The 15,079-nt window shown below is 63.3% G+C and carries 12 protein-coding genes; 6 read left to right on the top strand and 6 right to left on the bottom strand.

Annotation, left to right across the window (positions count from 1 at the left end):
• Positions 1-225: 225 nt before the first annotated feature.
• The gene (locus tag JL474_RS12675) at positions 226-1,791 is read left to right on the top strand and encodes an inorganic phosphate transporter (RefSeq protein WP_203142330.1); all 1,566 of its coding nucleotides are present in this window, start codon (positions 226-228) and stop codon (positions 1,789-1,791) included.
• Positions 1,792-1,877: 86 nt separating this feature from the next.
• Complete coding sequence (locus JL474_RS12680; RefSeq protein WP_123635161.1) at positions 1,878-2,144, top strand: hypothetical protein; 267 nt, start codon at positions 1,878-1,880, stop codon at positions 2,142-2,144.
• Between the two features lie 345 nt (positions 2,145-2,489).
• Here JL474_RS12680 and JL474_RS12685 read toward each other — a convergent pair whose 3' ends face one another.
• The 5 genes from JL474_RS12685 to JL474_RS12705 all read right to left on the bottom strand — a co-directional run bounded on the left by JL474_RS12685 (position 2,490) and on the right by JL474_RS12705 (position 7,798).
• Positions 2,490-2,960, bottom strand: coding sequence for an Mpo1 family 2-hydroxy fatty acid dioxygenase (locus JL474_RS12685; RefSeq protein ID WP_203142331.1), 471 nt, complete (start codon positions 2,958-2,960; stop codon positions 2,490-2,492).
• Positions 2,961-3,085: 125 nt separating this feature from the next.
• Positions 3,086-4,756, bottom strand: a complete 1,671-nt coding sequence (gene panP / locus JL474_RS12690) for a pyridoxal-dependent aspartate 1-decarboxylase PanP (RefSeq protein ID WP_203142332.1) — start codon at positions 4,754-4,756, stop codon at positions 3,086-3,088.
• Positions 4,757-5,016: 260 nt separating this feature from the next.
• Positions 5,017-5,355, bottom strand: a complete 339-nt coding sequence (locus JL474_RS12695; RefSeq protein ID WP_123635164.1) for a DUF503 domain-containing protein — start codon at positions 5,353-5,355, stop codon at positions 5,017-5,019.
• A gap of 84 nt (positions 5,356-5,439) precedes the next feature.
• Entirely contained in the window at positions 5,440-7,146 is a 1,707-nt protein-coding gene (locus tag JL474_RS12700) for an isovaleryl-CoA dehydrogenase (protein WP_203142333.1), read from the bottom strand.
• Positions 7,147-7,150: 4 nt separating this feature from the next.
• Positions 7,151-7,798, bottom strand: coding sequence for a TetR/AcrR family transcriptional regulator (locus JL474_RS12705; RefSeq protein ID WP_123635166.1), 648 nt, complete (start codon positions 7,796-7,798; stop codon positions 7,151-7,153).
• A 300-nt stretch (positions 7,799-8,098) separates the two neighbouring features.
• Here JL474_RS12705 and JL474_RS12710 point away from each other — a divergent pair, with 300 nt between their 5' ends.
• On the top strand, positions 8,099-8,329 hold the full coding sequence (locus JL474_RS12710; RefSeq protein WP_123635167.1) for a hypothetical protein: 231 nt from the start codon (positions 8,099-8,101) through the stop codon (positions 8,327-8,329).
• Between the two features lie 212 nt (positions 8,330-8,541).
• The gene (locus tag JL474_RS12715) at positions 8,542-9,495 is read left to right on the top strand and encodes a lipase secretion chaperone (protein ID WP_203142334.1); all 954 of its coding nucleotides are present in this window, start codon (positions 8,542-8,544) and stop codon (positions 9,493-9,495) included.
• An 18-nt stretch (positions 9,496-9,513) separates the two neighbouring features.
• On the opposite strand, the gene lpdA is transcribed toward JL474_RS12715, so the two are convergent.
• Positions 9,514-11,652 (bottom strand): dihydrolipoyl dehydrogenase, encoded by a 2,139-nt coding sequence (lpdA, locus tag JL474_RS12720; protein ID WP_203142335.1) that lies wholly within the window; start codon positions 11,650-11,652, stop codon positions 9,514-9,516.
• Between the two features lie 270 nt (positions 11,653-11,922).
• On the opposite strand from lpdA, the gene hemB reads away from it, so the two are divergent.
• Together hemB and ppk1 are read left to right on the top strand one after the other, a co-directional pair.
• Positions 11,923-12,936 carry a porphobilinogen synthase gene (hemB, locus tag JL474_RS12725; protein ID WP_223807951.1) on the top strand — a complete coding sequence of 338 codons (1,014 nt, stop codon included), beginning with the start codon at positions 11,923-11,925 and terminating at the stop codon, positions 12,934-12,936.
• A 35-nt stretch (positions 12,937-12,971) separates the two neighbouring features.
• Positions 12,972-15,077: a polyphosphate kinase 1 gene (ppk1, locus tag JL474_RS12730; RefSeq protein WP_203142336.1), complete on the top strand. Its 2,106-nt coding sequence runs from the start codon at positions 12,972-12,974 to the stop codon at positions 15,075-15,077.
• Positions 15,078-15,079: the final 2 nt, after the last annotated feature.

Genomic DNA, 15,079 nt, shown 5'->3' on the forward strand with positions numbered 1-15,079 from the left:
GGCCATCGATGATCCGAGCGATTACTGTATCGGTAATGCGTCGGTCGAAAAGTGAACAGCGTTGCAGTGGCTGATTTTGGTATTGCCCGGTCCGGCCGGTGAGGCCTGACGGACTTCCGGGAGCCGGGGTGATTGATTGTCGCCCGGGTAACATCGGGATATTTCAATTCCGTGACGAACTGCCTATAGTGGCGCCACCTGACATTGTCTTAATGGTGATTCCGCATGCCCCAGAATGTGTCTTTCATGGACAGCGCCCTGACCAGTAAGCAGACCGAGCGCTTCCGTCTCGGCATCAGCTTGTTCTTCCTGATGATTGTATGGCTCTTCGTGGGCCAGATCGGCGATGGAATGCCGGGTAACACCTTGTTGATGGCCGCCGCGGTGATTGGCGGTTATATGGCGCTGAATATCGGTGCCAACGATGTCGCCAACAACGTTGGCCCGGCTGTCGGTTCGGGGGCGTTGTCGCTGGGCGGCGCGATCCTGTTGGCTGCCATCTTCGAAGCCAGCGGGTCCCTGATTGCCGGGGGTGATGTGGTCTCCACCATCAAGAAGGGCATCATCAATCCCGCCAGTTTCACCGACGTGCAGACGTTCGTATGGCTGATGACGGCCGCCCTGCTGGCCGGTGCCCTGTGGCTGAACCTGGCGACCTGGATGGGCGCACCGGTGTCCACCACCCACTCCATTGTCGGTGGGGTTCTGGGGGCCGGGATCGCCGCCGGTGGCTGGGGCGTGGCCAACTGGGGCGTGATGGGCGCCATTGTCGCCAGCTGGGTGATTTCCCCGGTTCTGGGCGGTCTGATAGCGGCGTTCTTCCTGTATGTGATCAAGCAGACGGTGTTGTACCAGCCGAACATGGTGGCCGCGGCCCGCAAGATCGTTCCCTGGGTGGTCTCGGTCATGGCCTGGGCCTTCGGCACCTACCTGATGCTCAAGGGCGTCAAGCACATCATCAAAGTCGATTTCATGGGTGCGGCTCTGGTGGGGCTGGGTTTTGCGGTGGTGGTTTTCTTTGGCATGCGAGTCCTGATTCGCCGTCGTGCCGCCACCATGACCAATGGTGAGGAAGGGGTGAACGGTCTGTTCACCTGGCCGTTGATCTTCGCCGCCGCATTGTTGAGTTTCGCCCATGGCGCTAACGACGTGGCCAACGCCATTGGGCCGCTGGCGGCGATCAACGAAGCGCTGACTCACGGGGCGGTAGCCACGGCAGCCAGCATTCCGCTGTGGGTGATGATGGTCGGCGCCATCGGGCTGGCACTGGGTCTGACGTTGTTCGGGCCGCGGTTGATCAAGACGGTTGGCAGCGAGATCACCGAGCTGGACAAGACCCGGGCCTTCTGTATTGCCCTGTCTGCAGCCATCACGGTGATCATTGCCTCCCAGTTGGGTCTGCCGGTCAGTTCTACGCACATTGCTCTGGGCGGTGTGTTCGGTGTCGGTTTCCTGCGGGAATACCTCAAGCGCAGCTACGCCAGTCAGCTGCACAAGATGGTAGAGAATCATGAGCCTGAGGATCGCGACCGGCTGGAAGACTTCCTGGCGCGCTTCCGTGAGGCGACGGTGGAAGAGATGGCGGTGATGCTCAAGACGGCCAAGAAGAGCAAATCCGAAGTACCGCTGTCCAAGAAGGAGCGCAAGCGGTTGAAAAAGATTTACCAGGAAGAGCTGGTCAAGCGCTCTCAACTGGTTCGTATCGCCGCAGCCTGGATCATTACGGTGCCCGCTTCGGCGCTGATGGCGGCGATTCTGTTCTTCACCATCCGCGGTATGATGGCGGGCTGAGTCCGCCGGTTCACCGAGTCGATAGCGCTTGCCGCACTGGCGGCGGTTGGTTAGTTTAGAACGATAGACAGGATCTGGAGTTGTTTATGAGCACTGCATCCGAAAGCCGTCAGGCGCGCATGATCGATGAGTTGCGGGTCTTCATCAAGAAGGTCTTGAGTGATCCGACCGTGGCGGTCAAGTGTGTGGAGATCGCCCGTCGCTACAAGGACGATCCGGACGCCAACCGGAAGATCGCCGAAGAGATCAGCGCCAACACCACGGTGCGTATTCCGGAGAACTGGAGCGAAGCGGACCGGATGTTCCTGGATATCCTGCGGGATGTGCTGGATGACGAGGCAGCTCTCTATTGAAGATAGGATCTTTTTGAAGCATAACGGCGCCCATTCGGCGCCGTTTTTGTTTGGGCAGTGTTCTGGAGACGGGTGGCGTGGGGCCAGAAGCGGACGGATGCCCTCGCTTCCGTCACACGAGAGGGCCGTCCACGGCCGCCAGGGCGTAGGTTGGGCTGACGCAGGAAGCCCAATATGGGCGGGCACCGGAGGTTCCCATTATGGCAGCATGCCTGGAGCGTCGATTTTAAAAAAGCGGCTTGGCGATCATAGGATGACATTCGCCGGCACCCCGGTTCGTTGGGCTTCCTGCGTCAGCCCAACCTACGTGGTGATCGTGGCCAGCATCGCTTTTGCAACACCCTCTCAATACCGGATGCCCAGACTCCGGTAGATAAACCCCATCAACCAGGCCGGCCCGATCAGCAGGAACTGGATGTCCTTGAAAAACGAAGGTTTCTTGCCTTCGATGTGATGGCCGATGAACTGGAAGACCCAGCTGACCACAAACAGGATGATTGAGGCGGCCCACACCGGCATCAGCCCGGTGTGCTCGAAGCCGGCGATCACCAGCGCCATCAGCACGCTGAACAGCGCCATGCCGACGCCCAGGGCGGGCGACAGGCGAACGTACCAGAGCGTCGTGACGACCAGGGCCAGGGTGCCCCAGTTCAGGTAAGGCACGCGGTCAAAGGCGGCTGGCGTCGGGATCGACCAGAGCAGGCCGATGATGGTGGTAAAGATCACCGGCACGGCGATCCAGTGAATGGCCTTGTTGGTGGGGTTGCGGTGGCTCTCGCCGTACTCGTCAAACCACTGGTCTGCTGTCTTGCGCATGGGATCTCCTTGGCTGTTGTTATCAAGCCAATACGGCTTTTTCTTATCCCACGAGTATAACGCTGCGGCCGGCGAGGGCCATAGCCGCAGCGACAGGGTGGTTTGGCGGGCCGGTGAGGGGCGGTTTACGCCCGATTGGCCTGGGGCGTGTCGAGGACCGCCCGGGTCAGGTTGTGCAGGACGTCCATTTCATCCTGCACATCCGCATGACCGGCCAGTTCGACCTGCTCGTCGAGGATGTCGCGGAGGATCTCCTGGGTGGTCAGCGGGTTGGCCAGTACCACCCGGAACACCACGCAGGGATAGCGGTGATAACGGGCCGGCTCCAGGCGGGTCCGGGATACGAACGCCTTGCCGTGTTCGCGCTGGGTCTTCTGCAGGAACTTGGTGATGCGGTTGAGCGAGGCGTTGATGCGTTCGGATTGCAGGGTGTCCGCTTGGGTCAGGGCCTCCTGGGTCTCCGCCGGGCAGTACCGGTAGGTGAGGATGTTCAGCTCCGGCTGGGTCACCAGCTCGAAATCCGGCCGCTCCTCGATCATTTCGGCAAACCGTTTGGCCTTCTCGATGCCCTGGTCGATCAGCAGTTCATAGCCCTCCCGCGCGAGGATCTTGAGGCCGGACTGGATCAGCATCGCCATGCCCGGACGGGAGCCTTCCAGCGTGGTGCTGCCCAGATCCCGGGAGCCCTTACGGATGATGTATTGGGCATGGTGCTCGATGGCACCGACCAGGGCGGGATCGCGGAAGACCACCAGGCCTGCGCCCATGGGCACGTAGAGCTGTTTGTGGGCGTCGAAGGTCACCGAATCGGCCTTTTCAATGCCTTTCAGTAGCGGGCCGTAGGTGCGGGAGAACAGCGTCGGGCCGCCCCAGGCGGCGTCTACGTGGAAATGGGCGCCGAATTCGGTGGCGATGTCGGCCATTTCCTCGAGCGGGTCCACGTTGCCGGTTTCGGTGGTGCCGGCAATACCGCAGATGGCCAGGATCTTGACCTTCTGGGCCTGGAGTTCCAGGCACTTCTCGCGCAGGGCGTCGGTCTGGATGCGGTTGTCGTCGTCCGTCGGCACAGCAATGAGCGAACTGCGGCCCAGGCCGAGCACGTCGGCGGCCTTGCTCAGGGAATAGTGACCGCGTTTGGACACCAGCACGGCTGCGCCTTCATGGCCGTAGTACCGCAATGCGCGGAACAGGCCTTCCTCGTGGATGCCACGGAAACTGCCTTCGGCCGGGAAGGCGTTGTTGCGGGCGACCCAGAGTGCAGTCAGGTTGGCGATGGTGCCACCGGAGCACATGGCGCCCAGGGCAAAGCGCGGATCGTGCATCCACTTGCGGTAGTAGGCGCTGTCCTCGTTGTAGACCAGTCGGTGGATCATGCCCAGGACCTGGCGCTCCATCGGCGTGAAGGCCTTGGAGGTCTCGGTCTTTACCAGGTTCTGGTTGAGGGCGATCATGATTTTCGACAGCGGCAGCATGAAATACGGCAGGGCCGAGGTCATGTGGCCGATGAAACTGGGCGAGGCGGTGTGCACCGAATGAGCGACCAGTTTGTCGAGCAGGAACTGGGTCTGTTCGGACACGAAAACCGGCTTTTCGGGCATGGCGGACTCGCTGAAGTCCTTCACCACGTCACCCAGGTCTCGCTCGATGGCGACGATGTGTTCCTGCAGGAAGCCCGCCAGGTTGCGGGAAATGTCCTGGTCAATCCGGCTCAGGGTGGAGTCAGGCGCCTCGGGCACCGTGAACACCCTGTACATGGCTTCCAGTGAAGCCTGAGCCGTTTTCTTCTTACCGGTCATACGCGCCACACATCTTGCAGTGGTTGATGCGGTTCCGGCCGGATTCCTGCCGGCGGAGACATCGCGATTCGGGGGTTGCCCGTTTCATTGTTGCAGCGCCGGGTCCGCCGGACGGCTGCTTTCGCGTCCCTGGATAAGGATGTGTCGCGGCAAGCGCCGGACACCCACGGGTCGCGTAGTATAAGACGTCGACAGATACGACACCAGACTGGGGGATAGCCCGGCGCAACGCAAGCAAACGGACTCGGCGAAAGGGGCCGTCAGAGCATCTCGCGTTGCACATCGAGCACCGGCGCGTCGATGCGCTGCTCGATGGCTTTCTCCACCTGGTCGAGGCGTTGCTGGATCAGTTGGGTGGACGTGCCGAGCGCGGCGATGGACCAGGTGGCCCGGTCCAGGGCGTCGAGATCGCCGGTCTCGACGACCGCCAGGTCCGGCTCCTTGCCCCAGATGGCCCGCATGGGGGTGAAGGTCCGGCGTTTGGCTTTGATGTCGTCACAGCCATAGAGCTGGAAGTGCAGGGTCAGGACGCCCAGGTGGGGCGTGATGACCGGGTGCTCCGTGGTTTCGGCGAGCAACCGGCGCAGGGCTTCGGACATAGTAACTCCGCTACAGCATCAGGAACGGGCAGGCCGGGCGATTCACGGTTGTCGAGTGAATCACCCGGATGGGATACCGAACCCTCAGTCTACAACAGGCGTGGCCCGCTCGATAATAGCGGCGGCATCCACGCCGGACGGCAGGTTGCCGATATTCAGGCCGCCATGGCTTTCCAGCCGGCCGGCGCAGAAGGCATCGGCCACGGCCGGGGTGCTGTGGCGCAGCAGCAGCGAGCCCTGCAGCGCCAGGGCGAGCCGGTCCACCAGGTTACGGGCGCGGAACTGGATGTCGTCGGTGCGGCCGAAATCCGACTGCAACCGGGCCAGGAAGCGATCGAAGCGGTTGTCCGATCCCCGGGCCTGAGCCACCTCGGCGAAGAAGGCATCCAGGCTGTCCGGGGATTTCTGCAGGGCGCGCAGGGTGTCCAGGCACTGGACGTTGCCGCTGCCTTCCCAGATCGCGTTGACCGGCGATTCCCGCAGCAGGCGCGGCATGATGCAGTCTTCCATCACCCCGCTGCCGCCGATGCACTCCATGGCCTCGTAGGCGTGGTTGGGCGTTCGTTTGCAGATCCAGTACTTGCCCACGGGCGTGGCCAGACGGGTGAACAGGCGCTCCTGATCGTCGTCCTGGTTGTCCAGGGCGCGGGCGACCCGCATCGTCATGGCCAGGGCGGCTTCGCTCTCCAGCGCCAGATCGGCCAGCACGTTCTGCATCAGCGGCTGTTGATCGAGTCGCGCGCCAAAGGCCTCGCGGTGGCGGCAGTGGTGCAGGGCCTGGGCGGCGGCCTGGCGCATACCGGCGGAGCTGCCGATCATGCAGTCGAACCGGGTCATGGCCACCATCTCGATGATGGTCGGTACGCCACGGCCTTCCTCGCCCACCATCCAGGCCAGGGCACCGCGCAATTCCGCCTCGCTGGAGGCGTTGGCGACGTTGCCCATCTTGTTCTTCAGGCGCTGGATCTGCCAGGGGTTCTTGCTGCCGTCCGGGCGCCAGCGCGGCATCAGGAAGCAGGACAGCCCGCCCGGCGCCTGCGCCAACACCAGGAAGGCATCGCACATGGGGGCCGACACGAACCATTTGTGACCCACCAGTTCGTAGGCTTCACCGGGGCCGCCGCTGCCCAGGGGGAAAGCGCGGGTGCTGTTGGCGCGCACGTCCGAGCCGCCCTGTTTCTCGGTCATGGCCATGCCGATGGTGACGGCGGTCTTCTGCTCTGCCGGGACGTTGCGTGGATCGTAGCTGCGGGCGGTGATCTTCGGCGCCCAGATTTTTGCCAGCTCCGGCTGCTTGTTGATCGACGGCATGGCGGCGAAGGTCATGGTCACCGGGCAGCAGTGGGCGGCTTCCACCTGGGAATGCATGTAGTAACGGGCCGCCCTCGCCACGTGGGCGCCGGCGCCAGGATCGGTCCAGGGGCTGCTGTGCAGGCCGTTCGTCAGCGCCATATCCATCAACTGGTGATAGGCCGGGTGGAACGTCACCAGATCCTGGCGATGGCCGAACCGGTCGTGGGTGTGGAAGACCGGCTTGTTCTCGTTGGCCAGGAATCCCAGCTCGATGATGTCGGAGCGGCCGGTGACGGCGCCGTAGGCGGCCAGATCGTCGCGGGCCCAATCCGCCCCCTCGCGGGACACGCTCTCCTGCAACGCCCGATCCTGATCGAACAGGTTGTAGTTCTCCAGGGCCGGCGGCTGGTTGCGGACCTCGTGTGTGCTCGCCAGGAATCGGTCGTAGCCGTTCTGTGCGTCGGCGTGGTTTCTGGCGGACGTATCGGGTGCGTTCATGGGGCTATCTCCGTTGGCCGGTCACCCCCTGCAGGCAGAAGGTGAGGATCGGCTCGATCAGGGTCTGGATCTGTCCGTCGCTCAGAGCGGCGGGCTGTTCCGGCAAGGTCGGTGCCTGTTGCGTGGGCGACAGGGGACCAACCAGACTTTCGGCAATCGCGCCGACCAGGCAGGTGGCGCTCAAGCGCGCGTCCTGGGACGGCAGCGAACCGTCTTCAACGCCCTCGCCGATGGTGCGTTCAAAATGCTCGGCGTAGGCACGGCGATACTCGAGACGCTCGCCTTCAACCCGCGGGTCCACCGGCTCGGCAATCAGCGACCAGGCCATGACCGGGCCATGCAGGGCCCGCTCGGCAAACTGGCGCAGGGCTCGTTCCAGCCGGTCCGCCGCATGACCAGGCTCCGCCAGGGCCTCCGCGACCTTGTTGACCTCGCGCTCGGTGGCCAGTCGGAAGACTTCCGCGAACAGTTCCGCCTTGGACTCAAAATGGCGATAGACCGTCCCGGTCGCGACGCCGGCTCTGTCCGCCACCTGATTGATCTGGGCATTGCGGAAACCGCCTTCGGATACGCACCGGAAAGCGCAGCGGAGAATGCGCTCACGAACCTCGGCTTTCCTTTGACGCATTTTTTCGGTTTCACGGTAGGCCATGGCGTCTCCCTAGAAGAAGTGAATCATTATTCATTTGTTGTGTCAATCGTGCTCCGGGTTACCGAAAGAACGTTTGATTGCGCCGGTGCAGCGTGGTCTTCCTGGTTTCCGATTCGCTTTTTACAAAACGTTACAAAAAAGTGCTTGGTACTGAATGGTGTTTGCAATGAATCGGGATTATATAGTCGGCAAGGCACGGCAGTCGTCAAACGGGGCGCTGTTTTCCGCGGCCGAGACGGGTCCGATTTCTGAGCTGAAATGCTGGACCCCAGGTTTGTTTTCGCTGGTGGAGGTAAAGCCATGAGTGAATTCGACGAAAGCAATCTGGAAAGCTCAAGCAGTAGCAGTACCTGGGACTCTGATGCCGAGGATACACACACGGTGGCCGGTCGCGCCCGCATTCGGGCAAAACTGCAGGCCGATATCGATGAATTCCTTGGCAGGGGTGGCCAGATCACCGAACTGGATACCACGTTGCGCTCGGACGCGCCACGGCGAGCCGAACCCGGTTTCAACAACCGGACGGTCTGACCGATTCCATTACCCCGCAGGGCAGTCGTCCTGCGGGGCTTTTCGTGTCTGGATCCGCCAAACTGTGCGCTGTCCGACGCCGTGGTGCCCTGCCGGTTGTTATGCTGACATTTCTCTGGTGAACGCCTGACAACCCAAATGGCACTATGACTTTCCATCGTCGTTATCTTCCCGTTTTTGTTGGCATTATAGCGGTTGTCGGCGCCGCTGCCGTGATTCTGCGCCCGGCCGATCAGACCCGGGCTCCGGAACCGGCGGCGTCGCGCGCCTTGCCGCCGAAGGCTGGGGATAAGGCGACGATTCCCTCGACGCTGGTCGAAAGCGCCCCGGCGGCGTCTGTGCCGGAGGCCTTGCCGGGCTCCCTGGAGGGTACACGACCGCCGGGCGGCTGGGACCGCGTGGATGAGGCGGGTCATCTGTTGCCCACACCCGCCTTGCGCGGCCTGTTCGATTACTACCTGGCCGCTCTGGGCGAGGAATCCCTGCCGCAGTTGGTGGCGCGCATCCGTCAGCGTCTGGAAACGTTGCCCGAGCCGGCCCGCGGCGAGGCCCGCCAATTGTTGGGGGATTACCTGGACTACAAGCTGGCGGTGGGACAACTGGAAACACAAGTGGGGAGCGGAGCCGGGATTGCGGGTGCCGAGAACGCTCTGGCGACCATGCGCGACCTGCGTCGCCAGTACCTGGGTGAGGTGGCCGCCGACGCCTTCTTTGCCCGGGAAGAAGCGATCGACCGTTACCAGACGGCCCGCCGTGAGATTCAGGCTCGGGACGACCTGACCGACGCCCAGCGCCGGGCCCGCCTGCAGGCGGCCGAAGCGGAACTGCCGGAATCCGTGCGCGAAGCACGGGCCGAAAGCCGAAAGTTTGTGGATTACGAAGCGCAGTTGCAGGCTCTGCAGGCCGATCCAGACACGTCCCAGGCTGAGATCAGTCAGTTGCGCGAATCCACATTCGGCGCGGAGGTGGCGGAGCGCCTGGCCCGGGTCGAGGCGGAGCAGGCGGATTGGGACCGGCGTTGGACCGACTACCGGGCTGATAAGGCCCGCCTGGACGACGCCGGCCTGGCGGCGCCGGAGCAGCAGGAGGCGGTCCAGCGCCTGCGGGATCAGTATTTCAGTGACCAGGAGCAGGTCCGGGTACAGGCCCTGGATTCCATTCGTTAACGCTCACAACGGCCGGAACTAACCTCGCCGCCAGCGATGAAAGCGGTCCAGCCACTGCAGGGCGCTTTCCGGAGCGTGGGCTTTTTTCCAGTTACCGGCGGCAAACTTGTTGGCCTCGGACAGGGTGGGGTAGACGTGGATCGTCCCCAGGATCTTGTTGAGGCCAATGCCCTGCTTCATCGCGGTGACGAACTCGGTAATCAGCTCGCCCGCCTGTGGGCCGACAATGGTAGCCCCCAGAATCCGGTCCTTGCCCGGCGGCGTCAGCACCTTCACGAAACCTTCCGCCTCGCCTTCGGTGATGGCCCGATCCAGGTCATCCAGGCCGTAGCGAGTGACCTCCACGGCAATACCCTGTTCCTGAGCCTCCTGTTCGTTCAGGCCCACCCGCGCCACTTCCGGATCGGTAAAGGTGGTCCAGGGCAGCACCCGGTAATCCACCTTGAAGGTCTTGAAGCGGCCAAACAGGCTGTTCACCGAGGCGTACCAGGCCTGGTGCGCCGCCGCGTGGGTGAACTGGTAGGGGCCCGCCACATCGCCACAGGCGTAGACGCCCGGCAGGCGGGTTTGCAGCGTCTCGTCCACGGTAACGGTGCCATTGGGGTTGCGGTCGATGCCCAATGCGTCCAGGCCCAGGTGGTCGGTGTTGGCCTGGCGGCCGACGGCCAGCAACACGGCGTCAAAGTCGAGGTGCAGGGTGTTGCCCTCCCGCTCGCAAACCAGCGTTGAGGTGTCCCCGTCCCGCTGGAAGCGGATCGCCCGGGTGTTGGTGTGCAGCTCCACGCCGTCCCGCTGCAGGCTGTCGGCAACGATCTGCGCGGCATCGTCATCCTCCCTCGGCAGGATGCGCGGCGCCATATCCACCTGGGTCACGGGCACCCCCAGGCGCACGAAAGCCTGGGCCAGTTCGCAGCCGATCGGCCCGCCGCCGAGCACCAGCAGTTTTTTCGGCGCCTCGCGCAGCTGCCAGACGGTGTCCGAGGTGTAGTAGTTCACCGTCTCGATGCCCTCGATGGGTGGGACAAACGGCCTTGCACCGGTGGCGATGACGATGTTGCGGGTGGTCAGCGTGCGGCCGTCCACCTCGACCCGCCAGGGATCGACAATACGGGCTTCGCCTTGAATGCAGTCCACGCCCAGATCGGTGTAGCGTTCGACGGAGTCGTGGGGCTCGATGGTCCGGATGACCGACTGGATGCGCTCCATCACCGCCGCGAAATCGACGTTGACGGTTCCGGTCTCGATCCCGAAGCGTCCGGCCTGCCTCGCCTCATGGGCGGTCCGGGCGCTACGGATTAGTGTCTTGCTGGGCACGCAGCCGGTGTTGAGGCAATCCCCGCCCATGCGGTGCTTTTCGATCAGGCTGACGCTGGCGCGGGTCGCCGCGGCGATGTAAGCGGTCACCAACCCCGCAGAACCGGCGCCGATGACCACCAGGTTGCGGTCAAACCGGGCCGGCTTGCTGTAGGGCTTGAGGGCCCGCCGGCGCTTGATGCCGTTCATGACGCTGCGGGCGATCAGCGGGAAGATGGCCAGCAGGACAAAGGAGCCGATCAGGCCCGGTGACACGATGCCGCCCAGGCTGTCCACCTGCCCCAACTGGGTGCCGGCGTTCACGTACACGAACGTGCCCGGCAGCATGCCCAACTGGCTGACCCAGTAGAAACGCCGCACCGGCATCGGGGTGAGCCCCATCACCAGGTTGATGACGAAGAAGGGGAAGACCGGCACCAGTCGCAGGCCGAACAGATAGAAGCTGCCATCCCGCTCCACGCCCCGGTTCACTGCCCGCAGGGAATCGCCGAAGCGGTGCTGCACCGAGTCGCGGAACAGTACGCGGGAGGCCAGGAACGCCAGGGTGGCGCCGATGGAGCTGGCGAAGGACACAATGACCAAGCCCAGCGCCAGTCCGAACAGGGCGCCGCCGAGCAGTGTCAGCACGGCGGCGCCGGGCAGCGACAAACCGGTGACCGCGATGTAGATAAGGAAGAAAATCAGGCCGCTGAGCCACGGATGGCTTTCGACCTGCGCCTGCAACAGGTCGCGCTGGTGGGTGATGTAGTCCAGACTGAGAAATCGACCGATATCGAACGCAAAGAAGAGCGCGATCAGCGCGGCGATGGCGATCAGCAGCAGGGTCTTGCGGGATGAGGGCATGGCTTGGGGTTCCTTGTCATGGGCGCGGATGCGTGGACACCACCTACAGACCGGCAGTTGCTGTCAGGATAAGGTCAGACGTTCACAATTCTATCCGCAAACCTGAACGTTCCTGTGGCCGGTTGCGACAGATTGTCCCCGGACTGTCACATTTGGCCGGTACCCTCGCTATAATGCGTTGAAATAGTGTGGGATACGACGCCGCGGCCGGCCAGGATCAGGTCCGGAGAAGTTCCCCACTGCTGTCGCATGTATTCAGGAGGTCTCGCTGTGTTTTCATCGAACCAACGTCTTTATCCCGCCACCCGCCTGCGCCGTAACCGGAAAGACGATTTCACCCGCCGCATGGTCCGCGAGCACCGACTGAGCGTCGACAACCTGATCTACCCGGTGTTCGTGCTGGACGGCGAGAACCAGCGCGAAGCGATTCCCTCCATGCCGGGCATTGAGCGGTTGAGCATCGACCTGCTGGTGGAAGAGGCGAAGGAGCTGGTTGAACTGGGTGTACCCGCCATTGCCCTGTTCCCGGTGACGCCGCCGGAACTGAAGAATCTCGACGGGTCCGGTGCCTGGGATCGCCACGGCATCGCGCAGCGCGCCACCCGGGCCCTCAAGAAGGCCTGCCCGGAACTGGGCGTGATCACCGACGTGGCGCTGGATCCGTTCACCTCCCACGGGCAGGACGGCATCCTGGATGACGACGGCTACGTGCTCAACGACGTCACGGTGGAAGCCCTGGTGCGCCAGGCCCTGTCCCACGCGGATGCCGGCGCCGACATCGTGGCCCCGTCCGATATGATGGACGGCCGCGTGGCCGCCATTCGCGAGGCCCTGGAAGAGGCCGGCCACATCAATACCCGCGTGCTGGCCTATTCCGCCAAGTACGCCTCCGGCTACTACGGGCCGTTCCGGGACGCGGTGGGTTCCGCCGCCAACCTGGGCAAGGGCAACAAGGCGACCTATCAGATGGATCCGGGCAACAGCGACGAGGCCCTGCACGAGACCGCCGTCGACCTGGCCGAAGGCGCCGACATGGTGATGGTCAAGCCGGGCATGCCCTACATGGACATCGTCTACCGGGTGAAGCACGAACTGAAAGTGCCCACTTTTGTCTATCAGGTCAGTGGGGAATACGCGATGCACATGGCCGCCGCCGAGAACGGCTGGCTGGACGCCGATACCGTGATGATGGAAAGCTTGTTGTGCCTGCGCCGGGCCGGGGCTGACGCCATCCTGACCTATTTCGCCAAACGCGCCGCGCAGCTGCTCAAAGGGAGCGGTTGAGCCGACACATCCGATCCAACGGGATACCGAACACCATGACCACCGAAACGGAAGCCACTGCGGAAGCCGCCCTGCCGGTCGAACAGCTGCCGGACCTGAACGCCAGCGAGAACTACTTCAACCGGGAACTGAGCCACCTGCAGTTCAACTACCGCGTGCTGCAGCAGGCAATGGACGAGACCCATCCGCTGATCAACCGGCTAATCTTCTGCTGCATTTTCAGCAGCAACATGGACGAGTTCTTCGAGATCCGGGTGGCAGGTCTGCGCCAGCAGATGAAGTACGGTCGTGAAAGTGTCGGTCCCGATGGCCTGCTGCCGGAACAGCTGCTCAACGAGATTTCCCGGGTCGCCCACGACTACATCCACGAACAGTACGACATCCTCAACAACGTGCTGATCCCCGCGATGGAGCAAGAGAACATCCACTTCGTGCGTCGTCGCGACTGGACGCCGGCGCAGGCCGAGTGGGTGGCGCGTTACTTCGAGGATGAGATCCTGCCGGTGGTCAATCCCATCGGGCTGGATCCCTCGCACCCGTTCCCGCGGCTGGTCAACAAGAGCCTGAACTTCATCGTCGAACTGGATGGCAAGGACGCGTTTGGCCGGGAAACCGGCATGGCCATCGTGCCGGCACCGCGTTCCCTGCCGCGCCTGGTGCGTCTGCCGGACGACATCTGCAACGGCGGCGACAACCTGGTGTTCCTGTCGTCGATGATTCACGCCCACGCGGACGAGCTGTTCCCGGGGATGGAAGTGAAGGGTTGCTATCAGTTCCGCCTGACCCGGAATGCCGACCTGGAGCTGGAAGACGACCTGGAAGACCTGGCTTCCGCCCTGCGCGGCGAACTGCTGAGCCGCCGCTTCGGCGACGGGGTGCGGCTGGAAGTGGCCGACAACTGCCCGGAAGAGCTGACCGGTTTCCTGCTCAAGGAATTCGGCCTGACCGAGCGCGAACTCTATCGGGTCCATGGCCCGGTGAACCTGACTCGCCTGATGGCTGTGGGCAGTTTGGTGGATCGCCCGGACCTGACCTACAGCGGTTTCTCACCGGCGGTGCCCCGCCAGATCCGCAACAAGGAAATCATTTTCGACGCCATTCGTCAGCAACCCATCCTGCTGCTGCATCCCTATGAGAGCTTTACGCCGGTGGTGGATTTCCTGCGCCAGGCGGCCAAGGATCCGCAGGTGCTGGCCATCCGCCAGACCCTGTACCGTACGGGCGCCGATTCGGAAATCGTCGAGGCCCTGATGGACGCCGCCCGGCGCGGCAAGGAAGTCACCGCCGTCATCGAGCTGCGGGCCCGTTTCGACGAGGCGGAAAACCTGGAGCTGGCCAGTCGCCTGCAGGAGGCCGGGGTGATCGTGGTCTACGGTGTGGTCGGGTACAAGACCCACGCCAAGATGATCCTGATCGTTCGACGAGAGGAGGGCAAGCTCAAGCGCTACGTGCACCTGGGCACCGGCAACTACCACGCCGGCAATGCCCGTCTGTACACCGACTACAGCCTGCTGTCGGCGGACGACGCCCTGGGCGATGACGTCAACAAGCTGTTCCAGCAGCTCACCGGCATGGGCAAGGCGCTGAAGATCAAGAAGCTGTTCCACGCGCCGTTCACCCTGCACAAGCGCCTGATCGAACTGATCGACCGCGAAGCCCTGATGGGCAGTCACGGCCACATCATCATGAAGATCAACGCGTTGACCGAGCCGGAAGTGATTCGCGCCCTGTATCGGGCCTCCCGGGCCGGTGTGCGGGTGGAACTGATCATCCGTGGCATCTGCTGCCTGCGACCGGGTGTGCCGGGCCTGTCGGACAACATCCACGTGCGGTCGATCATCGGCCGCTTCCTGGAACACACCCGGGTCTACTACTTCGGTCATGGCGGCAAGCAGGAAGTCTACTGTTCCAGCGCCGACGCCATGGTCCGTAACCTGATGAACCGGGTGGAAGTGGCGTTCCCGGTGGACGACAAGGAACTGGCCGAACGGGTCCGCTCGGATCTGGAGACCTACCTCGCCGACAACTGCCAGAGCTGGGAGTTGCAGGCGGACGGGGCGTACCTCCAGAACAGCCCGGGCGAGGGTGAAGACCGTCTGGCGTCCCAGTTGCTGCTGCTTGAACGCCTGACGGCCAAGTAATC

The sequence above is a fragment of the Marinobacter mangrovi genome (assembly GCF_016798325.1).
Taxonomy (GTDB): Bacteria; Pseudomonadota; Gammaproteobacteria; order Pseudomonadales; family Oleiphilaceae; genus Marinobacter_A; species Marinobacter_A mangrovi.

Excerpts from the sequence above, each read along its gene's own strand:
- JL474_RS12700 (WP_203142333.1), bottom strand. The coding sequence starts at position 7,146 with ATGAACGCACCCGATACGTCCGCCAGAAACCACGCCGACGCACAGAAC.
- JL474_RS12705 (WP_123635166.1), bottom strand. The coding sequence starts at position 7,798 with ATGGCCTACCGTGAAACCGAAAAAATGCGTCAAAGGAAAGCCGAGGTT.
- JL474_RS12680 (WP_123635161.1), top strand. The coding sequence starts at position 1,878 with ATGAGCACTGCATCCGAAAGCCGTCAGGCGCGCATGATCGATGAGTTG.
- JL474_RS12685 (WP_203142331.1), bottom strand. The coding sequence starts at position 2,960 with ATGCGCAAGACAGCAGACCAGTGGTTTGACGAGTACGGCGAGAGCCAC.
- JL474_RS12710 (WP_123635167.1), top strand. The coding sequence starts at position 8,099 with ATGAGTGAATTCGACGAAAGCAATCTGGAAAGCTCAAGCAGTAGCAGT.
- ppk1 (WP_203142336.1), top strand. The coding sequence starts at position 12,972 with ATGACCACCGAAACGGAAGCCACTGCGGAAGCCGCCCTGCCGGTCGAA.
- panP (WP_203142332.1), bottom strand. The coding sequence starts at position 4,756 with ATGACCGGTAAGAAGAAAACGGCTCAGGCTTCACTGGAAGCCATGTAC.
- JL474_RS12695 (WP_123635164.1), bottom strand. The coding sequence starts at position 5,355 with ATGTCCGAAGCCCTGCGCCGGTTGCTCGCCGAAACCACGGAGCACCCG.
- JL474_RS12675 (WP_203142330.1), top strand. The coding sequence starts at position 226 with ATGCCCCAGAATGTGTCTTTCATGGACAGCGCCCTGACCAGTAAGCAG.
- lpdA (WP_203142335.1), bottom strand. The coding sequence starts at position 11,652 with ATGCCCTCATCCCGCAAGACCCTGCTGCTGATCGCCATCGCCGCGCTG.